General features: G+C 69.7%; 22 protein-coding genes. 14 read left to right on the top strand and 8 right to left on the bottom strand.

The window, feature by feature from the left end; translation table 11 throughout:
- Positions 1 to 45: 45 nt before the first annotated feature.
- Positions 46 to 627, top strand: coding sequence for a methyltransferase domain-containing protein (locus tag VHU88_02035; protein ID HEX3610444.1), 582 nt, complete (start codon positions 46 to 48; stop codon positions 625 to 627).
- Positions 628 to 634: 7 nt separating this feature from the next.
- Here the strand turns inward: VHU88_02035 and VHU88_02030 are convergent, their stop codons facing one another.
- Positions 635 to 1,669, bottom strand: coding sequence for a MaoC family dehydratase (locus VHU88_02030; protein ID HEX3610443.1), 1,035 nt, complete (start codon positions 1,667 to 1,669; stop codon positions 635 to 637).
- A 222-nt stretch (positions 1,670 to 1,891) separates the two neighbouring features.
- On the opposite strand from VHU88_02030, the gene VHU88_02025 reads away from it, so the two are divergent.
- Positions 1,892 to 3,130, top strand: coding sequence for a hypothetical protein (locus tag VHU88_02025; protein ID HEX3610442.1), 1,239 nt, complete (start codon positions 1,892 to 1,894; stop codon positions 3,128 to 3,130).
- Positions 3,131 to 3,200: 70 nt separating this feature from the next.
- Here the strand turns inward: VHU88_02025 and VHU88_02020 are convergent, their stop codons facing one another.
- Both VHU88_02020 and VHU88_02015 read right to left on the bottom strand, forming a co-directional pair.
- Positions 3,201 to 4,166, bottom strand: coding sequence for a CoA ester lyase (locus tag VHU88_02020; GenBank protein ID HEX3610441.1), 966 nt, complete (start codon positions 4,164 to 4,166; stop codon positions 3,201 to 3,203).
- 55 nt (positions 4,167 to 4,221) lie between these two features.
- The gene (locus VHU88_02015; GenBank protein ID HEX3610440.1) at positions 4,222 to 5,244 is read right to left on the bottom strand and encodes a DMT family transporter; all 1,023 of its coding nucleotides are present in this window, start codon (positions 5,242 to 5,244) and stop codon (positions 4,222 to 4,224) included.
- Between the two features lie 137 nt (positions 5,245 to 5,381).
- Between VHU88_02015 and VHU88_02010 the strand changes: the two genes are divergently transcribed.
- The 3 genes from VHU88_02010 to VHU88_02000 are packed head-to-tail and all read left to right on the top strand — an operon-like array spanning position 5,382 to position 8,476.
- On the top strand, positions 5,382 to 6,716 hold the full coding sequence (locus VHU88_02010; GenBank protein ID HEX3610439.1) for a CBS domain-containing protein: 1,335 nt from the start codon (positions 5,382 to 5,384) through the stop codon (positions 6,714 to 6,716).
- 48 nt (positions 6,717 to 6,764) lie between these two features.
- On the top strand, positions 6,765 to 7,283 hold the full coding sequence (locus VHU88_02005; protein HEX3610438.1) for a DUF1003 domain-containing protein: 519 nt from the start codon (positions 6,765 to 6,767) through the stop codon (positions 7,281 to 7,283).
- A 50-nt stretch (positions 7,284 to 7,333) separates the two neighbouring features.
- Positions 7,334 to 8,476 (top strand): P-loop NTPase, encoded by a 1,143-nt coding sequence (locus VHU88_02000; GenBank protein HEX3610437.1) that lies wholly within the window; start codon positions 7,334 to 7,336, stop codon positions 8,474 to 8,476.
- 30 nt (positions 8,477 to 8,506) lie between these two features.
- On the opposite strand, the gene VHU88_01995 is transcribed toward VHU88_02000, so the two are convergent.
- From VHU88_01995 to sigE, 3 genes are read right to left on the bottom strand one after another with little or no spacing between them, the layout of a single operon-like run.
- Positions 8,507 to 8,902: a sec-independent translocase gene (locus tag VHU88_01995; GenBank protein ID HEX3610436.1), complete on the bottom strand. Its 396-nt coding sequence runs from the start codon at positions 8,900 to 8,902 to the stop codon at positions 8,507 to 8,509.
- Positions 8,903 to 8,927: 25 nt separating this feature from the next.
- On the bottom strand, positions 8,928 to 9,479 hold the full coding sequence (locus VHU88_01990; GenBank protein HEX3610435.1) for a zf-HC2 domain-containing protein: 552 nt from the start codon (positions 9,477 to 9,479) through the stop codon (positions 8,928 to 8,930).
- The gene (gene sigE, locus VHU88_01985; GenBank protein ID HEX3610434.1) at positions 9,476 to 10,120 is read right to left on the bottom strand and encodes an RNA polymerase sigma factor SigE; all 645 of its coding nucleotides are present in this window, start codon (positions 10,118 to 10,120) and stop codon (positions 9,476 to 9,478) included. The genes VHU88_01990 and sigE overlap by 4 nt, the downstream gene beginning before the upstream one ends.
- 195 nt (positions 10,121 to 10,315) lie before the next feature.
- Between sigE and VHU88_01980 the strand changes: the two genes are divergently transcribed.
- From VHU88_01980 to pstB, 7 genes are all read left to right on the top strand, one after another.
- Entirely contained in the window at positions 10,316 to 10,963 is a 648-nt protein-coding gene (locus tag VHU88_01980) for an O-methyltransferase (protein ID HEX3610433.1), read from the top strand.
- A gap of 228 nt (positions 10,964 to 11,191) precedes the next feature.
- Positions 11,192 to 13,309: an RNA degradosome polyphosphate kinase gene (locus VHU88_01975; GenBank protein ID HEX3610432.1), complete on the top strand. Its 2,118-nt coding sequence runs from the start codon at positions 11,192 to 11,194 to the stop codon at positions 13,307 to 13,309.
- Between the two features lie 46 nt (positions 13,310 to 13,355).
- Positions 13,356 to 14,300 (top strand): NUDIX hydrolase, encoded by a 945-nt coding sequence (locus tag VHU88_01970; GenBank protein HEX3610431.1) that lies wholly within the window; start codon positions 13,356 to 13,358, stop codon positions 14,298 to 14,300.
- Positions 14,301 to 14,478: 178 nt separating this feature from the next.
- A complete protein-coding gene (pstS, locus tag VHU88_01965) occupies positions 14,479 to 15,642 on the top strand; it encodes a phosphate ABC transporter substrate-binding protein PstS (protein HEX3610430.1) in 1,164 nt (387 codons plus the stop codon).
- Positions 15,635 to 16,627 (top strand): phosphate ABC transporter permease subunit PstC, encoded by a 993-nt coding sequence (gene pstC, locus VHU88_01960; GenBank protein ID HEX3610429.1) that lies wholly within the window; start codon positions 15,635 to 15,637, stop codon positions 16,625 to 16,627. The genes pstS and pstC overlap by 8 nt, the downstream gene beginning before the upstream one ends.
- Before the next feature lie 73 nt (positions 16,628 to 16,700).
- On the top strand, positions 16,701 to 17,639 hold the full coding sequence (gene pstA / locus VHU88_01955; GenBank protein HEX3610428.1) for a phosphate ABC transporter permease PstA: 939 nt from the start codon (positions 16,701 to 16,703) through the stop codon (positions 17,637 to 17,639).
- 10 nt (positions 17,640 to 17,649) lie between these two features.
- Positions 17,650 to 18,426 (top strand): phosphate ABC transporter ATP-binding protein PstB, encoded by a 777-nt coding sequence (pstB, locus tag VHU88_01950; GenBank protein HEX3610427.1) that lies wholly within the window; start codon positions 17,650 to 17,652, stop codon positions 18,424 to 18,426.
- A gap of 132 nt (positions 18,427 to 18,558) precedes the next feature.
- Here pstB and VHU88_01945 read toward each other — a convergent pair whose 3' ends face one another.
- Complete coding sequence (locus VHU88_01945; GenBank protein HEX3610426.1) at positions 18,559 to 19,548, bottom strand: inorganic phosphate transporter; 990 nt, start codon at positions 19,546 to 19,548, stop codon at positions 18,559 to 18,561.
- Positions 19,549 to 20,169 carry a DUF47 family protein gene (locus VHU88_01940; GenBank protein ID HEX3610425.1) on the bottom strand — a complete coding sequence of 207 codons (621 nt, stop codon included), beginning with the start codon at positions 20,167 to 20,169 and terminating at the stop codon, positions 19,549 to 19,551.
- Positions 20,170 to 20,557: 388 nt separating this feature from the next.
- Between VHU88_01940 and VHU88_01935 the strand changes: the two genes are divergently transcribed.
- Together VHU88_01935 and VHU88_01930 are read left to right on the top strand one after the other, a co-directional pair.
- Positions 20,558 to 21,802: a hypothetical protein gene (locus VHU88_01935; protein ID HEX3610424.1), complete on the top strand. Its 1,245-nt coding sequence runs from the start codon at positions 20,558 to 20,560 to the stop codon at positions 21,800 to 21,802.
- A 301-nt stretch (positions 21,803 to 22,103) separates the two neighbouring features.
- Positions 22,104 to 23,351, top strand: coding sequence for a hypothetical protein (locus tag VHU88_01930; protein ID HEX3610423.1), 1,248 nt, complete (start codon positions 22,104 to 22,106; stop codon positions 23,349 to 23,351).

Here is a 23,351-nt window from a genome sequence, read left to right as displayed (position 1 = left end):
AAGTCGGAAGGGTTTCAGCCGCGCAGCTGGCGCAACCGGGGGCGGATGCCGGAGCCCAAGCGGGCGCGCCTCGCGGTCCGGGCCGCCGACCTGGCATTCGCCGACGCCATGGACGCGGCCGCCTGGGCGCCGCAGGTGCTCGACATCGGCTTCGGCTACGGGGAGTCGTTGCTGGCGCTGGCCGCGCAGGTGCCGCAGCACCGGATCCTCGGGGTCGACCCGCACGCCCCCGGCCAACTGCGGGCGATGGACCGCATCGCCGAGGCGGGCCTGGACACCGTCCGCGTCCTGCCCGCCGACGTCACGAGCCTGCTGCCCCTGCTCGCGCCCCGATCATTGATGATCGTGCAGGCGCTGCATCCGGACCCGTGGCCCAAGCGCCGGCACGCCGCCCGGCGGCTGTTCTCGCCGGCGGTGCTCACCCGCTGCCTGGAGCTGCTGGCACCCGACGGCGTGATCCACGTCGTGGTCGACGACGACACCTACGCCGCGGCACTGCGCGCCGAGCTGTCGGCCCACCCGCTGCGTCGGGTCGAGCTGCCGGCACCGCCGGAGACGAAGTACGGCCGGCGCGCGCGAGCGGCCGGCCGGACGGTGCATCAGATCGCTTACCGGAAATCGATCTGAGACTGCGTCAGACCGGGATCAGTGCCCAGTAGTCCAGATCCAGCAGGACGTCGGCCACGTATTTGGAGTCCTCGCCGCGCAGGGCCATCGACTCGTCGCGGCCACGGGTGGCAACCAGCCGCAGGCGCAACGCGCCGACCCCGGGCGCGTCGGTCTCGGACTTGTCGAGCACCTCGGACCAGGCGTAGACGGTGTCGCCGGCGAACGCCGGGGACGTGTGGGCGCCGGCGTTGATGGCGGCGATCAGTTGGGCGTTGGCCAGGCCGTTGAAGGACAGGGCGCGGGCCAGCGAGATGATGTGGCCGCCGTAGATCAGGCGCTTGCCGTCCGGGCGCGCCTCGACGTTGAAGTGCACCTTCGAGGTGTTCTGCCACAAGCGGGTGGCCAGCATGTGCTCGGCCTCGGTGAGCGTGACCCCGTCGACGTGGTCGATCTTCTCGCCGACCTCATAGTCGCCGCAGCGGTACGGCTCGCCGGCGGCGGCGAAGTCGTAGTTCGTGAAGTCCAGCCCGGCCGGAAGGATCAGTTCCTTCGCCGACAGCGCCGCGGCCAGCTCCGGCAGCACTACGGCAGGCGCGGCTGCGTTGAAGTCGCGCTTGTGCACCATCACCCAACGTGCCCAGTCCAGGGCCACCTCGCCGCGCTGATTGGTGGCCGTGGACCGGACGTACACCACGCCGCTCTTGCCGTTGGAGTTCTGCTTGAGCCCGATCACCTCCGACGTGGTGCGCAGGGTGTCGCCTGGCACGACCGGGCGGTGGAAGCGCAACTCGGCGTAGCCCAGGTTCGCCACCGCGTTCAGCGAGACGTCCGGCACCGTCTTGCCGAAGGCGATGTGGAAGGCGATCAGTTCCTCGACCGGCGCCGGGTCCAGCCCTACCGAGGCGGCGAAGGCCGCTGAGGACGGCACCGCGAAGCGCGTCGGGTACAGCGAGGTGTACAGCGCGCGGTCGCCCTCGGTCACCGTGCGCGGGGTCGCGTGCTCGAGCACCTGACCGACGCTGAAGTCCTCGAAGAAGTTGCCTGGGTTCGTCTTCGCCATGAGCGGCAATTCTGCCGGATCGCGGACGCCGGGCCGGCGGGGGCTTCGTCACGTTCCTGCGGCCCCGCACGCGACTGTTGACGAATGGGGACGCGGAGGTTCGCGGTGAATGTCCGGATTGACCCGTTCGGCGTACTTCGGTGGCGCACTGATTGCGGCCGCGCACAGGCTGTGGAGTGCAAGCGCTGCGGCGAACCTGCCGCGCCGGACCCGGAGGTGCTCGTGCCCACGATCGAATTGACCACGCCGGAGACGGACCAGCCGGTCATCCCCCGGCAGCGGACATCGGACGACCCGTCGACCCGCTCCGAGCGCCGCACGGCGCGATCGGGCCACCTGACCCGTGAGCCCTCGGCAGCCCGCGCCCTGCGCGGTGCGGCCCTGCTGCTGGTCCTGGGCCACCAACTGCTCCCCTACGACACCGCCGCGGCGGCCGGCCCGGCAGCGTTCGCGGTCGCGCTGGCCTGCCTGCGCACCGGTGCTAAGCGCACCGAGCGGCCCCGGCACAGCGCTCGCCCCCAGACCGGTTGGCAGACCAACTCGACCGGCGCCACGGTGATCATGTGGCTCGGCGTGCTCACCGTGCTCGCGGCGGGCTTCGCCCCACTGTCCTCACTCGCCGGTGGCCCGCCGGCCGGCCTCGGCGCGGTCGCGATGCTGCTGGCGGCCCGGCGGGCCTGCGTCGCATCGCTCGACGGACCGCTGGCCTCGCGCCCAGTGCAGTACGCGGGTCGGTTGGCCTTCCCGGCCTTCGGCTGGATGGCGGCCTTCGTCATCCTGCCGGCGTTCGTCGACCGCGGCCTGCCCTTCGGTGTGCGGGCCGGCCTGGCCCTGGCGGGCCTGCTGCCCGCAATGCTGACCCTGCGTCAGTTCGACGTCTGGAACCGCAACCGCAGCCCGATCCGACCCGGCGGCTCGTACGTGATCGCCACCGGCGCGGCCCTGAGCCTCGGCGGGCTGGTCCTGGCCCCGGCCGGGGCCCCGCGCCCGCTCGGCTCCGCCGCGGAACTGGTCGCCGCCGTCAGCTCCGCCCCGGCGGCGCCGACCGCACCGGCGACGGCCGATCTGCCCGGCGGTGCCGGTTGCTGGTCGGTCGCCCCGAACTGGGCCCCGGCGAACTGCAGCTTCGGTGACAAGGCCGCGGCGGTGTCGGTCGCCCTGGCCGGAGGGGCGCGCGCCGGAGCGTGGCTGCCGGCCCTGGAACTGCTCGCCGCCGGCCGGCACTGGCACATCACCTCGTTCCTCGCCCAGGATTGCGCGCTGACCGCCGCAGCCCGAGCCGGCGCCTGCGCGAACTGGGTGCACCACACCCAGAGCGCAATCGGCTCCGGCAACTACGAACTGGTGCTGCTCGACGACTCCTCGCCCACCGGCGACCACTCCGTGGCCGACGCGCTGCGCAAGTCCGGCAAGAAGGTTGTCACCGTCCCGGACGCCGGTTCGCCGGCCGACCTGCCCTGACCCGGAACCACGAAGGGGCGCCACCGCGATGGTGGCGCCCCGTCGGTCCGTCCTGGCGAGCGTGGGCCGATCAGGCGGCCGGCGGCTCGAACTTCGGGGTGCGGGCGAAGCCGGCCGCGCGGCCCTTGCCGGCCACGACCAGCGCCATCTTGCGGGAGGCCTCGTCGATCATCTCGTCGCCCAGCATGACCGCACCGCGCATGCCGCCTGCGGCCGAGCAGTAGTAGTCGTAGGCGTCGAGGATCAGCTCGGCCTGGTCGTAGTCCTCCTGGCTCGGCGAGTAGACCTCGTTCGCCGCCTCGACCTGGCCGGGGTGCAGCACCCACTTGCCGTCGAAGCCCAGGGCGGCCGAGCGACCGGCCACGCGCCGGTAGCCGGCGACGTCCTTGATCTGCAGGTACGGACCGTCGATGGCCTGCAGGTCGTTGGCACGGGCGGCCATCAGGATCCGCATGAGGATGTAGTGGTAGGCATCGCCGACGTCGTAACCCGGCGGCTGCTCGCCCACGATCAGCGACTTCATGTTGATGCTGGCCATGAAGTCCGCCGGGCCGAAGATGATCGTCTCGACGCGGGGCGAGGCCTCCGCGATCGCGTCGACGTTGATCAGGCCGCGGGCGTTCTCGATCTGCGCCTCGATGCCGATCCGGCCGACCTCGAGCCCGACGGTCTTCTCGATCTGGGTGAGCAGGGTGTCCAGCCAGATGATCTGCTCGGCCGTCTGCACCTTCGGCAGCATGATGCAGTCGAGGTTGTGTCCGGCGCCCTCGACGACCTCGATGGTGTCGCGGTAGGTCCACGAGGTGGTCAGGTCGTTGACCCGGACCACGCGGGTCTTGCCGGCCCAGTCGCCCTCGTTCAGCGCGGCGACGATGTTCTTGCGGGCCTCGGGCTTCGCCAGCGGCGCGACGGAGTCCTCGATGTCGAGGAACACCTGGTCGGCGGGCAGGCCCTGGGCCTTGCCCAACATCTTCGGGTTGCTGCCCGGTACAGCGAGGCAGGAACGACGCGGGCGCAACTTGGAGGCTTCACTCATTTGACGGGTACAACCTTCCGCGGACACGGCTGAACAGACCGCCGTAGCGTAGCCCTCACCTCCGGGTTCGGGCTGTGCCGTGGTTCACCTGCACAGTGTTAGCTGCTTCGCTCCGCGACCTCGACCCTGCCTCGAGCGGAGCGAAGACCATCCGCCGGTTCTCGGCCCGGACCACGACCAGCACCCCGGCCAGCAGCAGGACCGCGGCCGGCACGACGGTGGCCGGCGGGGTCTGGCCGAGGAACACCGCGGCGATCAGTGCGGCCCCGGGGACCTCGAGCAGGATCGCGGTGGCGACCACCGTGGCCCCGACCCGGCCCACCACCCGGTTGAACAAGGTGTGCCCGAGCAGTTGCGCGGTCACCGTGAGCGCGACCAGTCGCAGCCACGTCTGCGCGTCGTAGCCGGTCAACCGGACCCGGCCCATCAGCGCCGCGGCCAGCAGCACCAGCGCACACGTGCCGTAGCACAGCGACGTGTAGACCCCGGTGCTCACGCAGCGGCGGGCGACCTCGCCGGCCATCGTGTACGCGGCCGCCAGCATCCCGGCGAACAGCGCCATCAGGTCGCCGGTCAGCGCCCGCCCGGACACGGCCAGGTCGGCCCAGGTCACCAGCGCCACCCCGAGCATGGACAGCCCGATGCCGGCCCAGGTCAGCCGCGAGACGGACCGACCGAGCAGCCGTGTCCCGAGCGCCGTCCAGACCGGCTGGGTGCACACCAACGCGGTCGCCGAGGCCACGGTGGTGTACCGCAGGCTGGGCGTCCAGAACGCGAAGTGTGCCGCCAACAGCACCCCCGCCAGCACGATCACCGCGATCTGACGCCGCGTCAGCCCGACCAACTCGGCCCTGGTCGCACGGCGGGTGAAGATCGCCGCCGCCGTGACGCAGGCCCCGAAGGCGTTGCGCCAGAAGGCGATCGCCAGGGCGGGCGCGGCCAACGCGGTGATCATCGGACCGGACGTCGACACGGCCAGGCTGGCCAACCCGAGCACGGCCAGGTCGGCCCGCGGCCCAACTGCGCGCCCACCGACCGCGGGCGCCGCCGGCTCGATCGGGCAAGGCGCAGGATGCACCGGGCGATTATTGTTCCCCCGCTGCGCCGAGCGTTCGGAATTACGCGGTGCGGCCCGGCAGATAGCCTGACCGCGAGAATCCGCCCGGCGATCATGCGGCCACGCCGGCTCCTGCTCCGAACCCCGGGAGGTAGACCATGTCCGGTCCGACCCCCACCCGGGTTTTCGTGGCCCGGTTGGCCGGGCTGTCGGTGTTCGACCCGAACGGCGAGTCGGTCGGCCGGGTCCGCGACGCGGTCGCCACCGTGCGGACCACCGGGGAGTCCAGCCGGGTCATCGGCCTGGTGGTCGAGGTGCAGGGCCGGCGCCGGATCTTCGTGCCGATGAGCCGGGTCACCTCACTGGACCGCGGCCAGGTCATCACCACCGGGGTCGTCAACCTGCGCCGGTTCGAGCAGCGGTCCGACGAGACCCTGGTCGTCGCCGAACTGATCGACCGCAAGGTGACGCTGCTGGCCACCGGCGAGGAGGTCACCGTCGTCGACATCGGGATGGAACAGGCCCGCACCAACCGCGACTGGGTGATCTCGAAGGTCCACGTTCGCAAGAGCAGCGGCGGCATCAATCCGCTGCGCCGGCGGGGCGAGTCCCTGACGGTGGGTTGGGACGCGGTCGCCGGCCTGACCGAGGGGCAGGTTGTGCAGGGCGCGGCGAACCTGCTGGCCACCTTCGAGAAGCTGCGACCGGCCGACCTGGCCAATGTGCTGCACGAGCTGACCCCGAAACGCCGGGCCGAGGTGGCCTCCGCGCTCGACGACGACAAGCTCGCCGACGTCCTCGAGGAACTGCCCGAGGACGACCAGGTCGAGATCCTCAACCACCTGGCCGCCGATCGTGCCGCCGACGTGCTGGAGGCCATGCAGCCCGACGACGCTGCCGACCTGCTGGGTGAACTGCCCAGCCACGAGCAGGAGAAGTTCCTCGAGCTGATGGAGCCCGAGGAAGCCGAGCCGCTGCGCCGGCTCCTGTCCTACGCCGACGACACCGCGGGTGGTCTGATGACCACCGAAGCGGTGATCCTGCCGCCGAACGCGACAGTCGCCGAGGCGCTCTCCCGGATCCGGCACCGTGAGCTGACCCCGGCGATGGCCGCGCTGGTCTACGTCTGCCGGCCTCCGCTGGAGACCCCGACCGGGAAGTTCCTCGGCGTCGTGCACTTCCAACGGCTGCTGCGCGAGCCGCCGGCCGAGCTGATCACGGTGGCGATGGACCGGGAGATGAAGGCGCTGCCGCCGGAGACCCCGCTGTCCGACGTCACCAGTTTCCTGGCCACGTACAACATGGTCGCCGCACCCGTGGTCGACGCCGAACACCGCTTGATCGGCGTGATCAGCGTTGACGACGTGCTCGACCATCTGCTGCCCGAGGACTGGCGCGGACGGGAGTCCGAGGAGGGCGACGAGGACGAGGACGACGTCAATCCGGACGACACCGGCCGGATCAAGATGTACCGCCCGCTGCACAGTTCCTGACCCCCGACGGGTCCTGATCGGAGGTCCACGAATGAACGAGCTGGGTAGATGAGCACGGCGGAGTCCTCGGGGCGCCGCGGCGACTCGCTGGGCTCGCCGATCGGCCCTCGATTCCGTCGACCGCAGATCGACGCCGACACCTTCGGCGCGATCTCGGAGGACATCGCGCGGTTCTTCGGCACCGCCCGCTACTTGTTCATCCAGACCGCGCTCGTGATCGTCTGGATCAGCATCAACGTCACCTGGGCGGCGACGCGCTTCGACGCCTACCCGTTCATCCTGCTGAACCTCGCCTTCTCCACCCAGGCCGCCTATGCGGCGCCGCTGATCCTGCTGGCCCAGAACCGCCAGGCCGACCGCGACCGCGTCCAGATCGCGCGCGACCGCGAGATCGAGGAACGACAGCGGGCCACCACCGACTACCTCGCCGTCGAACTCGCCGACCTGCGCAGCGCGCAGAACGACGCGGCCACCCGCGACTACATAGACCGGGCCCTGGAACGCTTCCGAAAGGAACTGCTCACCGAACTGCGCGACATCGCAGCCCGCGACGAGGACAAGGACTGAGCGCCGCGGCCGGTCAACCGCGACCTCCGCGGCAACATACGATTCGAGGTATGGCAGCACCCGACGTCCAGGCAATCCACGCGGCCCTCGCAACCGTCGAGGACCCCGAGATCCACCGTCCGATCACCGATCTAGACATGGTCGCCGACGTATCGGTGTCCGGCGGGAACGTGGTGGTCACGGTCCGGTTGACGGTCGCGGGCTGTCCGTTGCGCGACAAGATCACCCGCGACGTGACGGCCGCGGTCAGCAAGGTGGCCGGCGTGATCGGCGTCGAGGTTCGGCTGGACGTCATGACCCCGGACCAGCGCGAGGCGCTGCAGACCAAGTTGCGCGGCGGGGCCCCGGCCAAGGAGATCCCGTTCGCCGCGCCCGGCTCGTTGACGCGGGTCTACGCGGTGGCCTCGGGCAAGGGCGGCGTCGGCAAGTCCTCGGTCACGGTGAACCTGGCCGCGGCGCTGGCCGCGTCCGGGAGGTCGGTGGGCGTGCTCGACGCGGACATCTACGGCCACTCGGTGCCGCGGATGCTCGGCTGTGCCGACCGGCCGACCCAGGTGCAGAACATGATCATGCCGCCCACCTCGCACGGGGTGCGGCTGATCTCGATCGGGATGTTCATCGAAGGGAACACCCCGGTGGTCTGGCGGGGCCCGATGCTGCACCGGGCGTTGCAGCAGTTCCTCGCCGACGTCTGGTGGGGCGACCTCGACGTGCTGCTGATGGACCTGCCGCCGGGCACCGGCGACATCGCGATCTCCGTGGCGCAGCTGGTGCCGAACGCGGAGATCCTGGTGGTGACCACCCCGCAGCAGGCCGCCGCGGAGGTCGCCGAACGGGCCGGCGCGATCGCCACCCAGACCCACCAGCACATCTTCGGCGTCATCGAGAACATGTCGTACCTGCCGTGCCCGCACTGCACGGCCGAGGGCCGCGACCACCGGCTGGAGCTGTTCGGTCGGGGAGGCGGGGCGCAGGTCGCCGAGGGCCTCAGCCGCACGCTCGGCGTCTCGATCCCGGTGCTGGGCGAGGTCCCGCTGGACCAGCGACTGCGCGAGGGCGGCGACACCGGCCAGCCGCTGGTGCTCGCCGATCCGACGGCCCCGGCCTCGCAGGTGCTGCGCGGCATCGCCGACCGGCTGGGCAGTCGCTCGCACGGGCTGGTGGGCCGTTCGCTAGGGCTCAGCCCCGTCTGAGCCGCCCGCCGGGCTGGGCGCCCTGCGGCCTCAGGTGGTCTCGGGATCGAACGGGGGGACCTCGCCGACGCCGAGCGGGACCTGGACCGGAACCGGGCGCGGCGGGTCGGCCACCGGGGCCATCGGGTTGCGGAGCGTCTCCATCTCGGAGCGCAGATCCATGTCGGAGCGCAGATCGCGGAACGGGTCGTCGTCGCCCAGGGTCTTGCGCAACAGCCCGCGCGGGGTCAGATCGGACAACTTCACGTCGGAGATCTCGGGGCCGAGCTCGCGGGTCAGGTCGTCGCGGGCGTTGTGCATGTACCCACGCATCATCTTGAGGAACTTCGCGGCGTCGGCCGCGAACTTCGGCAGCCGGTCCGGGCCGAAGAGAATGACCGCGAGGACGCCAAGGGTCAGGAACTCCCAGCCGCTGATGTCCAACACACGACGAGCCTAGTGACTACGCCCGTCAGCCGGGACGTACCAGTGAAATCGCTGCGGCGAGCGGCACTCGTACCGAGCCGGTCAGTGCCGCCGGCGGGGTGGCGGTCGGCGTCGGCGAGGCCGGGACGGTGTTGTACCCGACGTGGGCGGCGTTCGGGGCCGAGCGGGCGCGTCCGCCGGTGGCTGTGGTGCGGGAGACCTGATGCGCCCGCTGCGGGGCCGCGGCGGTGAACACCGTCGAGGCCATCGAGATCGCGGCGATCCCGGCGACGCCGGCCGCGAACAACGGGGCCGCGCCGGCCAGCCGCCGCCGCCCGACCTCGGCGACGGGCAACCGGTCCCAGGCCGTCGGGGTCGGGGGCTCGAAGGGCCCGGACATGTCGAGCAGCGAGCTCAGCAGCCCGGCCGAGGGCGCCGGGCCGCCGAGATCGCGCAGATCGACCTTGGTGCGGGACTGCTCCTTGGCGGCCGTACGGCACTGGCCGCACAACAACAGGTGCCCGGCGACCAGCTCGGCGGTCGCGGGCGGCAGTTCGCCGTCCAGGTAACCGGACAGGCGGTGTCCGAGGTGGGTCACGGTGCGGCTCCAGCGCTTACGGGGACCGGCGCGCGGTCGTCCAACGCGGCGCGCAGCCGAGCCCGGCCGCGGTGCACCCGGCTGCGCACGGTGCCCAGTTTGATGTCGAGGGTCGCCGCGATCTCCTCGTACGACAGACCTTCGATGTCGCACAGGACCACGGCCGCCCGGAACTCCGGCAGCAGTTCGTCGAGGGCGCGCTGCACGTCGGCGTCGAGGTGATGGTCCTCGTAGGCCGCCTCCGGGGTGGGTTCGGTGCCCGGGATCCGCTCGTGCGCGTCGTCGTCCAGGCCCTCGAACCGGATCTTGCGCTTGCGGCGCGCCTGGTCCAGGAACAGGTTCGTGGTTATCCGGTGCAACCAGCCCTCGAACGTGCCGGGCCGGTACCCGGACAGCGATCGGAACACCCGCACGAACACCTCCTGCGTCAGGTCCTCGGCGTCGTACCGGTCGCCGGTCAGCCGGTAGGCCAGCCGGTACACCCGGGCCGAGTGGGTCCGGACGATCTCGTCCCAGGACGGCGCAGTCCACTGTGTTTCCTGGTCGGTTTCCTGGTCGGTTTCCTGGTCGCTCGGCGCGGTCGCTCCAGGCGCCGAGGCGGCCGTGGCAGCGGCCGCCCCTACTGCCGAGATGGTGTCCACCCGTGCTCCCTCCGCCGCGATCACGCCGCTCAACCTTCCGCTCCCCGCTGTGGCACACCTGTGTGCGGCGGAGGGACGAACTGTGCGATCGCAGTCCCGAGGAGTCCAACGCCCGACGCCCCGGCCGCGTTCCCGAAGGGCCGCCGGGGTGAACCTCTAAGCTGCGGTGCAGCGAATCCCGGCAGGAGGATTTTCATGACGGTGTCCGACGTCGAATCGGCGCGGTCGGCCCTCACCGACCGGTTCATCGCCGAGGACGACGTGCTGCGCACCGCCCGCGCCCGGGCTCTCCAGCTGGGCGTCCCGGTCCCCTCACCGACGGCCGGGGCGACGCTGCGTTTCCTGGCCGCGGTTCTCGATGCGCACTCGGTGGTCGAGATAGGCACCGGCACCGGGGTCTCCGGGGTCTGGTTGCTGCGCGGGATGCGCGCCGACGGGGTGCTGACCAGTGTCGACGGCGAACCCGAGCACCAGCGCGCAGCACGGGAGACCTTCCGCGCGGCCAACGTCCCGGCCAACCGCACGCGGCTGATCGCCGGTCACGCCGCCGAGGTGCTGCCGCGGCTGACCGACTCCGGGTACGACCTGATGTGGATCAACGGCGACCCGACCTACTACGCCGAGCACCTGCGGGAAGCCCCGAGACTGCTGCGGGCCGGCGGGATCGTGGCGTTCGGCGAGGCGTTCGGCGGCGGCGCGCTGACCGACCCGGCCGTTCGCGACCCGCGCACACTGGCGCTGCGCGACCTGTCCACGGCGTTGGTGGAGAGCGACCAGTTCGCTGCGGTGTTCCTACCGATCGGCGGGGGCATTCTGGCGGCCACCAAACGCGCCCCGCGCTGATTGTCGACCTGAGTCCAGAGATTCGCTCAACCGCAGGTCAGCGGCCTGCACGAAGCCGTCGGCAGGGTGACATCTGTTCGGCGGCCACCCTCTGTTCACCTGGCTGCGGCATGATCGAGGGCATTCGGGCGAGTTCTGACGAGGTGGCGGAGTGAGCGAGCTTGCGAGCGAACCAGTGTCACAGTGCTGGCCGTCGCCCCGCCCGCGGCGCCGAATCGAGGTAAGCCGGTGAGCGTGGAGGCGGCCGGGCGAACCGGGCCGAGCGAAGAGAGTTCCACGGCCCTGCCGAACGACCGGTTCCTGGAGCGCGAGGCCAGCTGGCTGGACTTCAACATCCGCGTGCTCGACCTCGCCGAGGATCCGGCTACCCCGCTGCTGGAGCGGGCCCGCTTCCTGGCCATCTACGCCTCGAACATCGACGAGTTCTTCATGGTCCGCGTCGCCGGCTTCCGGCGCCGCATCGCCGCGGGCGTCGCGGTGACCTCGGTCAGCGGGCACCAGCCCCGGGAGATCCTGGAGGGGATCTGGGAGCGCACCCAGGCCGCCGCACTACGGGCCTCGCACTGCTTCCGCGACCACCTGCTGCCCGAGCTGGCCAAGAACGACATCGAGATCCTGCGCTGGGAGGAGCTGTCCCCGGCGGAGAAGGACGACCTGCTGATCCTGTTCCGCGACCGGGTCTTCCCGGTGCTGACCCCGTTGGCGGTCGATCCGGCGCACCCGTTCCCGTACATCTCCGGGCTGTCGCTGAACCTGGCCGTGGTGGTGCGCAACCCGTCGTCCGGGCGGGTCAACTTCGCCCGGGTCAAGGTGCCGCCGTCGCTGCCGCGATTCATCACGGTCGCGCCGCAGCGGTTCGTCCCGCTGGAGGACGTGATCGCCGCGCACCTGACCGAGCTGTTCCCGGGAATGACCGTCGAGGCGCACCACGCGTTCCGGGTGACCCGGACCGCCGACTTCGAGGTCGAGGAGGACGACGCCGAGAACCTGCTCCAAGCCATCGAGCGGGAGCTGATGCGGCGTCGGTTCGGCCCGCCGGTCCGGCTGGAGGTCGAGGAGACGATCGACCCGGTCGTGCGCGACCTGCTGGTGCGCGAGCTCGGCGTGAGTGAGAACGAGGTGTTCCCGCTGCCCGGGCCGCTGGACCTGACCGGCCTGCACGCGATCGCCGACATCGACCGCTCCGAGCTGAAGTTCCAGCCGTTCGTGCCCTCGACCCACCCGCACCTGGCCGAGGTGGAGAGCGCCAAGCCGGCCGACATCTTCGCTGCGGTGCGCCAGCGCGACGTCCTGCTGCACCACCCGTACGACTCGTTCTCCACCAGCGTGCAGGCGTTCATCGAGCAGGCCGCCGCCGACCCGAACGTACTGGCGATCAAGCAGACGCTGTATCGCACCAGCGGCGACTCCCCCATCGTCGACGCCCTGATCGACGCGGCCGAGGAGGGCAAGCAGGTCGTCGCGCTGGTCGAGCTGAAGGCCCGCTTCGACGAGCGCGCAAACATCGTCTGGGCCCGCAAGCTGGAGCAGGTCGGCTGCCACGTGGCCTACGGCCAGGTCGGCCTGAAGACCCACGCGAAGCTGGCGCTGGTGGTCCGCCAGGAGGGCGATCAGCTGCGCCGGTACTGCCACATCGGTACCGGCAACTACAACCCGCGGACCGCTCGGTCCTACGAGGACTTCGGTCTGCTGACCGCGGACCCGCTGATCGCGGAGGACGTCGCAAATCTGTTCAACGCGTTGAGCGGCTACTCCCGCGGGACGTCCTACCGGCGGCTGCTGGTCGCCCCGCACTCGGTGCGGGCCGGAATCGTCGAGCGCATCGAGGCCGAGATCGCCCACCACCGGGCCGGTCGGCGGGCGCACGTGCAGATCAAGTGCAACTCACTGGTCGACGAGGCGACCATCGACGCGCTCTACCGGGCCTCGATGGCCGGCGTCCCGGTCGACCTGTGGATCCGCGGCATCTGCGCGATCCGGCCCGGGGTCGCGGGACTGTCGGAGAACATCCGCGTCCGCAGCATCCTCGGGCGGTTCCTGGAGCACTCGCGGATCTTCGCCTTCGCCGGCGGCGGCCGCGCCGAGGTGTGGATCGGCAGCGCCGACATGATGCACCGCAACCTCGACCGCCGGGTCGAGACGCTGGTGCGGCTGGGCAGCCCGGACCACGTCGTGGAGCTCGCACAGCTGATGGCCACGGCCTTCTCCGACGAGGTCGCGGCGTGGCATCTGGGCTCGGACGGCAAGTGGACCCGCCGGCACATCGACGCCGAGGGCAACCCGTTGACCGACCTGCAGGACTACCTGATCCGGGTCAAGGCGCGGCGTCGCGCCACTCCGGCATGACCTCGGGCCCGGTCCTGCACTTCTCCTGGCGCGTGGGGCCATCAGCATGTCCGGACAGCCCTACCCGCCAGGAGAAGTCGGTGAGTTCGGGGTGGATCTGACGGCGCTGCTCCCGGCCCCGTTCGGCACGATCCAGGCCGCCGGTGGCGTGCTCTGGCGGCCGGCCGGACGGGATCGGGTCCAGGTGGCCCTGGTGCACCGGCCGCGCTACGACGACTGGTCACTGCCCAAGGGGAAGCTGACCGCCGGGGAGCACCCCGCGGCTGCGGCGGTCCGCGAGATCGTCGAGGAGACGGGGCAGCGGTGCGTGCTCGGCCGCCCGCTGCCGACCGCCGAGTACCTCGTCGAAGGCGTGCCGAAGGTCGTGCACTACTGGGCCGCGCGCGCGATCTCCGGCCGGTTCGAGCCGAACGACGAGGTCGACGCGGTCGTCTGGTTCCCACCCGAGGAGGCGCTGCGCTGGTTGACGCGCGCCGACGACGTTGCCGTGCTCGAGGGATTCCTGGCCTGCCCGGTGGCGACCCGGGCACTGATCGTACTGCGCCACGGGCACGCACTGCCGCGCAAGGCGTGGCGCGGCCCGGACCTCGACCGCCCGTTGCGGCCCGAGGGCACCGACCAGGCGAGTGCTCTGGTGCCGGTGCTGGAAGCGTTCGGGCCGACCCGGGTGCTGAGCTCGCCCGCCCGCCGATGCCAGGACACGGTCACGCCGTTGTCCGCCGCGTTGAGCCGCGGACCGGAGCTGTTGCCCGGGCTGGCCGAGGGGGTGGGCGACGCGGAGTTCGCCGCCGCCGTCGACCGGGTCCTCTGCGCGACCGGCCAGGACTCGGTGGTCGTCTGCAGCCACCGCCCGGTGCTGCCCCGGCTGCTGCGGGCGCTGGAGGCGGCCGGGCGCGGGTGCCTGCCACGCGAGCCGTTGGAGCCCGGTGAGTTCCTGATCTTCCACGCACAGGACGGCGTACTGCTCGCAGGTGAGCGCCACCAGGTGTGACAAACCGTCGGACAACGACGACCAGTTCACCCTTGCGCAACCGTTACGACTACGACCCGACCACGGGAGTGCAGTCGTGGTTCACCCGTCGTTCACCTTCGGCCTCAAGTCGATTCACCTGCGCGCCCTAACGTCGCGGCCCAGGATGCGACTGAAGCCTGCCCGGAAAGGGAACCCTGTGAAGTTTCGCCGCCACGGACGCCTGCCTGTCCTGATCGCCGCCGGCCTCACGCTGGCCGCCTGCGGTACCGACAGCAACACCGCCTCGTCGTCCGGCTCGAGCACCGGATCCAGTTCGTCGTCCACCGCCTCCTCGAGCACCCAGGGCGGCGCCACCACCGCGGGTATCACCTGCGGCACCGGCACGCTGAACGGTGAGGGATCGACGGCCCAGGCCAACGCCATCAGCCAGTGGATCTCGAACTACCAGGCCCAGTGCAAGGGCTCCACAATCAACTACAACGGCACCGGGTCCGGCGCCGGCATCAAGCAGTTCCTCGGCGGTCAGGTGGACTGGGCCGGATCCGACGCCGCGCTGAACCCCACCACCGAGGCCCCACTGGCCAAGCAGCACTGCGGTGGGAACGACGCCTGGAACCTGCCGATGGCCGTCGGCCCGATCGCGGTGTCCTACAACGTCTCCGGCCTGTCGGACGGCCTGGTCCTGGACGGTCCGACGATCGCGAAGATCTTCACCGGCAAGATCACCAAGTGGAACGACCCGGCGATCGCCGCCCTCAACTCGGGCGTCACGCTGCCGGAGAAGGACATCAAGGTCTTCTTCCGGTCGGACGACTCCGGCACCACGCAGAACTTCGAGAACTACCTGGCGGCGGCCGGCGGCGGTGCCTACACCGGCACCCCGGCCAAGCAGTTCAACGGCGGCGTCGGTGAGGGCCAGGCCAAGTCGGCCGGTGTCCAGCAGGCGATCAAGGCCACCGACGGCGGCATCGGGTACCTCGAGTACTCCTTCGCCAAGGACGGCAACCTCTCGATCGCCAAGGTGGCGACCAGCAGCGGCGGCACCCCGGTCGCGTTGTCCGCGGACAGCGCGGGCTCCGCCCTGACGGCCGCCACCCCGGTCGGCACCGGCAACGACCTGTCGATGAAGTTGGACTACGCCACCACCGCGGCGGGCGCATATCCGATCGTCCTGGTGACCTACGAGATCGTCTGCTCGAAGGGCATGGCGGCCGACAAGACCGCGCTGCTCAAGGGCTTCCTGAACTACACCGCCTCCTCGGCCGGCCAGCAGGCCATCACCAGCCTGGGCTACGGCGTCCTTCCGGCGGACCTGGCCGCGAAGGTCGCCACCGCCCTGGCCGCCATCACCAGTGGCTGATTTCGCGACGAAGGCTTTCGGCCCTGCGGGTGGCCCGGCTCCAGCCGGCACCCGTGGGGCCGTCGGCGTCACGTCCACGGGTGACCGCCTGTTCGCCGGGGCCGCAAAGGGCTCGGGGATCCTGGTCATCGCGCTGGTCGCGGCCGTCGCCGCCTTCCTGATCAAGACCGCGGCCCCGTCCCTGATCCACGACCACTCGTCGTTCCTCTACTCGCGCGACTGGGACCTCACCATCGGGGACCTGCACTTCGGGATCGCCGGGATGATCTGGACGACGGTGCTGGTCTCCACGTTCGCGATGGCGCTGGCCGTGCCGGTGGCCGTCGGGATCGCGCTGTTCCTGACCTTCTGGGTCCCGCGCCGGTTCGCCAGCCCGCTGGCGGCGATGATCGACCTGCTGGCCGCGGTGCCCTCGGTCGTCTACGGCATCTGGGGCATCTACATCCTGGCGCCGAAGCTGAACGGGTTCTCGGCCGACATCCAGAAGTGGTTCGGCTGGTTCCCGCTGTTCGGCGCCGCGGGGGTCTCCCGCGGAACCGTGTTCGTCGCGGGCGTGGTGCTGGCAATCATGATCCTGCCGATCATCACGGCGATCAGCCGTGAGGTCTTCGCCCAGGTGCCGAAGACGCAGGTGGAGGCCGCGCTGGGGCTCGGCGCCACCCGCTGGGAGATGATCCGCCTGGCGGTGCTGCCGTTCGGGCGCTCCGGTGTCGTCAGCGGCGCGATGCTCGGTCTGGGCCGGGCACTCGGCGAGACGATCGCGATCACCCTGATCCTGTCCACCCCGCCGGTGGGCTCGGCGTTCCACCCCTCGCTGTTCGCCGGCGGCGAGACCTTCGCCTCCAAGATCGCGAACAACGCGCAGGAGTTCGACTCCCCCGCGAAGACCGGCGCGTTCATCGCGGCCGGCCTGATCCTGTTCATGCTGACCTTCATCGTCAACGCGGCGGCGCGTGCCGTCGTCAATCGAAAGACGGTCAAATGAGCGAGCCTGCGAGCGAATCGATGTCACAGTGCGCGCCACATCCCAACCCGAGCGGACGATCGAAGGTACGCCGGTGAGTCAGGACCTCGCAGCGGCTCCGCCCGGCCGGGCCGCGAACGACAAGGCCCGCAGCGCCGAACTGTTCACCCCTGCGGCGGCCAGTCGCAAGATCGCCGACCAGGCCGCGACGGTTGCGGTCACCGCCGCGTTCGTGGTGGCGCTGATCCCGCTGGTCTGGGTGCTGTGGACCGTGGTGACCCGCGGGGCGAAGGCCGTGTTCGCCGCCGGCTGGTGGACCCATTCGGAGAACGGCATCACCTACCGCCAGTTCGGCGGCGGCGCCTACCACGCGATCATCGGTTCGGTCCTGCAGGTACTGGTCTGCTCGATGATCGCCGTGCCGGTGGCGCTGATGACCGCGATCTACCTGGTCGAGTACGGCAAGGGCAGCTCGCGCCTGGCGAACGCGGTCGCGTTCATGGTCGACGTGCTCACCGGCATCCCGTCGATCGTCGCGGCGCTGTTCATCTACGCCTTGGTCATCACCACGCTGGGCTTCCAGCGACAGGGTTTCGCGGTCTCGCTGGCCCTGGTGCTGCTGATGATCCCGGTGGTCGTGCGGACCACCGAGGAGATGTTGAAGCTGGTCCCGAACGACCTGCGTGAGGCGTCTCTCGCCCTCGGTGTCCCGCAGTGGAAGACGATCGTCCGGATCGTGATCCCGACGGCGCTGCCGGGGATCATCACCGGGATCATGCTCGGCATCGCCCGAGTCATCGGTGAGACCGCACCGCTGCTGATCCTGGTCGGCTACTCGAAGGCCATCAACACCAACCTGTTCCACGGCTTCCAGGGTTCGCTGCCGACGATGATCGTCAACGAGGCCACCAACTTCACGCTCCCGGCATCCGCCGACCGCGTCTGGGGAGCTGCTCTGACCCTGATCCTCATCGTGCTGGCGTTGAGCGTCGGGGCTCGTCTGGTCGCCCGCCTCACCAGCGTGAAGAAATAGGAGAGCCGCCATGTCCAAACGCATCGATCTGTCGGGCCTGTCGGTCTTCTACGGCCGCTTCCGCGCCGTCGACGACGTGAACATGCAGATGGAGCCCCGGTCGGTGACCGCGTTCATCGGCCCGTCCGGGTGCGGCAAGTCCACGTTGCTGCGCAGCCTCAACCGCATGCACGAGCTGTCCAGCGGCGGCCGGGTCGAGGGCAAGGTCCTGCTCGACGGCACCGACCTGTACGCCTCGAACATCGACCCGGTCTCGGTGCGGCGCACGATCGGCATGGTCTTCCAGCGGCCGAACCCGTTCCCGACCATGTCGATCTTCGAGAACGTCGCGTCCGGGCTGAAGCTGAACGGCGTACGCGACAAGAAGCGAGTCACCGAGACCGTCGAGAAGTCGTTGCAGGGTTCGAACCTCTGGAACGAGGTCAAGGACCGGCTGAGCAAGCCCGCCTCCGGCCTGTCCGGCGGTCAGCAGCAACGGTTGTGCATCGCCCGCGCGATCGCGGTCGAGCCGCAGGTGCTGCTGATGGACGAGCCGTGCTCGGCGCTAGACCCGATCTCCACCCTGGCGATCGAGGACCTGATCGCCGAACTCAAGCAGCGCTTCACGATCGTGATCGTCACGCACAACATGCAGCAGGCCGCCCGCGTCTCCGACGCGACGGCGTTCTTCAACATCGCCGGCACCGGCAAGCCGGGCAAGCTCATCGAGATGGACTCGACCTCGCGGATCTTCTCGACGCCGTCGGAGAAGGCCACCGAGGACTACATCTCGGGACGCTTCGGCTGAGCTTGCGAAGCCGAAGGGAAAGCACTGTGGCTGAGCTTCCGAAGCCGAAGGGCAACTGTGGCTGAGCTTGCCGAGTTTCGGACCTAGGTGGGGAAGGCCCCGGTCGCCGTTGGCGGCCGGGGCCTCGCGTTCTCAGCCGAGGCCATGCAGGGCGGCGTAACTGCCCGCGGCCACCAGGGCGGAACCCGGGATCGTCATCACCCAGCCGGCCAGGATGTTCCCGACCGTGCCCCAGCGGACCGCGTTCAGCCGCTTGGTCGCCCCGGCGCCCATCACTGAGGCGGTGATCGTGTGGGTCGTCGAGATCGGGGCGGCGTAGGCATAGGCCGTCACGTAGAGGACGGAGGAGGCGACGGTCTGCGCCGCAAAGCCGCGGGCCGGGTCGAGGTCGATGATGCCTCGACCGAGCGTGCGCATGACCCGCCAGCCGCCGGAGTACGTCCCGACGGAGACCGCCGCCGCGGATGACGCGGTGACCCAGGCCGGGATCGACGAATGCGCATCGAGGTGGTGGCTGGTCAGCAGGGTCAGGTAGATGACCCCGATCGTCTTCTGGACGTCCTGAATCCCGTGGCCCAGGGCCATCGCCGTCGCCGAGGCCGTCGAGAGGTACTTGAACATGCGGTTCAGCGGACCGGGCTTGCCGTTCCGGAAGCCCCAGAGGATCGCCAGCATCAGCAGGAACGCCGACGCGAAACCGACCAGCGGTGAGGCCATCATCGGGATCACGATCTTGTGCCAGACACCGTGCCACTCGACCCCGTTCGAGGCAGCGATGGCCGAGCCGATCAGGCCGCCGAACAGCGCGTGGGAGGACGAGGAGGGCAATCCGAAGTACCAGGTGAACAGGTTCCAGGCGATCGCGCCGATCAGGCCCGAAAGCACGATCACCAACCCGTGGTTCCCGCTCGGGGTCTCGATGATCCCCTTGCCGACGGTGGACGCGACCTTCGTCCCGAGGAAGGCGCCGATGAAGTTCATGATCGCCGCGATCACCAGAGCGATCCGGGGCGTCAGGGCTCGGGTGGAGATCGACACCGCGATCGCGTTCGCGGCGTCGTGGAAGCCGTTGGTGTAGGCGAATCCGAGTGCGACCAGCGTGACCAGGACTGCGGTCGACACTCAGCTTTCCTTCACGGCGATGCTCTCGACGGTGTTGGCGACGTTCTCGAACGCGTCGGCAGCGGCCTCGAGCTGGTCGATGACCTCCTTCAGCTTCATCACCGTCAACGCGTCGTACTCGCCGCTGTAGAGCCGGGCCAGCAGGCGCCGGTAGATCTGGTCGCCGGCGTTCTCCAGCCGGTTTATCTCGATCCAGTACTCGCGCATGTTCTTCATCGCGCGCAGTCGGGGCATCGCTTCGGCGGTGATCTCGGCGGCCCGTTCCAACACCTCGACCTGATCGGCCAGGCCGGCCGGCAGCTCGTCGATGTTGTAGAGCACGACCAGGTCGACCGCGGCGTCGATGGCGTCCATGACGTCGTCGAGGCTGGAGGCCAGGCGGTAGATGTCCTCGCGGTCGAACGGGGTCACGAACGAGGAGTTGACCTCGCGCATGATGCCGTGCGTGATCTCGTCGGTGGCGTGTTCGGTCGCCTTCATGCGCTCGTTGATCTCGGCCCGTTCCGAGGGCACCGACCCCAGAAGCTCCGTCAGCAGCTGTACGCCGACCACGAGGTTGGCCGCGGAGGCGGCGAACATCTCGTAGAACGACGTCTTGCGCGGGGTGAACCGCAGAGCCACGAGGAGCTCCCCTGCACAGGCGTTGGGACGGGGGCGATCGTACGGCCCGGCCGTACCCCGCCCGAACCGGCCCGGACCGCGCGCAACCCGGGGACACGGAACCGCGACACGCCGGGTGCCCCGCCACGGGCGGACCGTGTGACCGGAGTCACCCTCGGAAATACCTCGTATTCTCATTCATGAATTTGTCATATTCCCAGGTCAATTGCGCCGGCATTTTCAAACCTGGACTTTCACCACTTTTTCACGAAAATTCGAACGGCGTGACTGAAACGCGGGCGCCATTTTGTCCGATACCAATCTCGGAGACACAAATGTGGGCAGTTGCCGACGCGAATTGTCGTCGGGCCCCGACCGCCGCAGTCGAGCAGAACCAGGAGCCCAAGAAGTGCCGAAGCACAGTCGAATTCGAGTTCTCCCGTGGGCAGGTGCCGCGGGCGTCGCCGTGCTGGTCGCGGGCACAATCGCCGCGCAGAGCGGAACCGCCTCCGCCACGACCAACAGCGCTCCGGTGCCCGGCCCGCACCAGATGCCGGCCGCGGTGAAGGCCGCGCTGCACAAGCAGTTCGACGAACTGACCAAGCAGACCGCGCACCAGAAGACCACCGCCACGCGTCCGGGCGCGACGCGGGTCGCCAACGTCCCGGCGCAGCCCGCTGCCACCGGCAAGAAGGCCGGCTTCAGCTTCCAGGACGCCAGCTACATCCTCACCATCCGCTCGGCGGGCATCGAGTACTACGACGACATCCCGCGTGAACTCCAGCAGGACCAGGGATTCAGCTACGTCGACCTGCTGCACGACATCGGCCAGCCCCAGGGCCGGTGCGAGACCTTCGGTGCCGCCTACTGGCTCGGCCAGGAGGTCGAGGAAGGCGTGCTCGGCAAGGGCGCTGCCCCGCCCGACGCCGGTGACGTCTCCGGCGGGTACAAGAACCCGTTCGTCTCCCGCGACGTGGAGCCGAACCTGTCGGCCGGCGACAACCAGTCCAACCGCAGCCCGGGCATCCCGAACTACTTCCCGCCGGGCAAGACCGTCGTCCCGCTGTCCCCCGAAGGCCCCGGCTACAAGTGGCAGGCCAAGTGCGACGCCGACACGCACGGCAAGGGCACCGGCGACACCCTGAACGTCGGCGGCCTGGCAGCCGTCGGCAGCACCAGCGAGGGTGCGCTCGACAAGAGCACCGGCGTCTACACGGGCACCAGCCGCGCCTATTTCCTGGGCATGGAGGGAGCCACCGGTTTCGACAGCGGTTCCTCGTTCATGCAGATCACGAATGCGCCCAACGAGCCCGCGAAGATCACCTACCGGATGAGCTACTTCAACTCCGGTGACAACAAGGACAAGAGCGGAATCAGCTTCGGTGGGCAGGACATCCCGGTCTCGCAGTTCGCGGACGCCTTCAACTCCGGCGCCAAGAGCTTCGCCTCGGCGGCCTCGGCGGTCGGGCCGGCCGGCGCCGGGACGCTGACCCCGGAGGTCGGCACCTCGACCGACGGTGACCGGTACTCGATCACCATCTCCGCCGGCCACGGCAACCTCGGCTTCGCCGCCCGTAACGGCACGCTCGGCCAGAACCAGGGCATGCGGATCGGCTCGATCACGTTCCAGGGCCTGTACGGAAACGCCAACTGACGTTCCGGCAGTGCCTATGCACGTTCCGTGATTGCTCAAACACTGCAGGAGAGGGCGCGGCGCGCCAGCCGCGCCCTCTTTGGTGTTTCTGAGATGAAATGTGGCTTCTGAGACAGAATGGCTTCAAGGAGACGGTAGCGGCCACGTTCCGTTACCGATTCCTGGCGATTTATTCACCTTACGTACTGTTAGCTGCGTCACGGGAAATTCGTGACAAATCGGTGAAACGCTGCGCACGGGCAGGCCGATAGTGCGAACAGGTCCACGTCCCCACGTCTCGGATCAATTCAGGAGCCAATAAGTGCCGAACAGCATCCCCACCAGGGCTCTCCCCTGGGCGAGCGCTGCCGGTGTGGCCGTTCTGGTCGCCGGCACCATCGCCTCTCAGGTGGGCGCCGGCGCGGCTGTGGCCGCGCATCCCGCAGCACCCTCCTCCGCCTTCAGCACCAAGAACATGCCGACCTCCGTGCAGAAGGCCCTCCAGGCGCAGTTCGCGTCGATCACCAAGAACAACTCGAAGCACGTCACCCCCAAGGCTGCTCCCGCCGCGGTGACCCCGGCCAAGGCGACCAAGTCCGCCACCAAGGCAGACGGCTTCACCTTCCAGGACGCCAGCTACATCCTGACGTTGCGCTCGGCGGGCATCGAGTACATCGACGACATCCCCCGTGAGCTGCAGCAGGACCAGGGCTTCTCCTACGTCGACCTGCTGCATGACATCGGCCAGCCCCAGGGCCGGTGCGAGACCTTCGGCGGCGCCTACTGGCTCGGCCAGGAGGTCGAGGAAGGCGTGCTCGGCAAGGGCGCTGCCCCGCCCGACGCCGGCGACGTCTCCGGTGGGTACAAGAACCCGTTCGTCTCCCGCGACGTGGAGCCGAACCTCTCCGCCGGCGAGAACCAGTCCAACCGCAGCCCGGGCATCCCGAACTACTTCCCGCCCGGCAACACTGTCGTGCCGCTGAGCCCGGGCGGTCCCGGCTACAACTGGACCGCCAAGTGCGACGACGACACCCACGGCCGCGGCCAGGGTGACACGTTCAACATCGGCGGCTTCCAGGTCATCGGCAGCACCTCCAGCGCCGCCCTGGACAAGGCCACCGGCGTGTACACCGGCACCAGCCGGGCGTACTTCGCGGGCCTGGAGGGCGCCACCGTCTACGACGGCGGTTCCTCGTTCATGCAGATCACGAACTCGAACGGCAGCGACGCCAAGATCAGCTACCGGATGAGCTACTTCAACTCCGGCGACAGCACCGGCAAGAACGGCATCACGTTCGGCGGCGCCGACATCCCGGTGCAGCAGTTCGCGGACGCCTTCAACTCCGGCGCCAAGAGCTTCGGCTCGGCCGGCAGCGCGATCGGCCCGATGGGCGCCGCCACCCTCGAGCCTGAGGTCGGCACCTCCACCGACGGCGGTCGCTACTCGATCACCATCTCCGCCGGTCACGGCAACCTCGGCTTCGCCGCCCGCCAGGGCACGCTGGGCCAGAACCAGGAGATGCGGATCGGCTCGATCACGTTCCAGGGTGTGTACGGCCAGAACAACTGA

It is taken from the genome of Sporichthyaceae bacterium, from assembly GCA_036269075.1.
Classification (GTDB): Bacteria; Actinomycetota; Actinomycetes; order Sporichthyales; family Sporichthyaceae; genus DASQPJ01.
The sequence above is the reverse complement of the archived record's forward strand: the minus strand, read 5'-3'. Positions and strand labels throughout refer to the sequence as shown.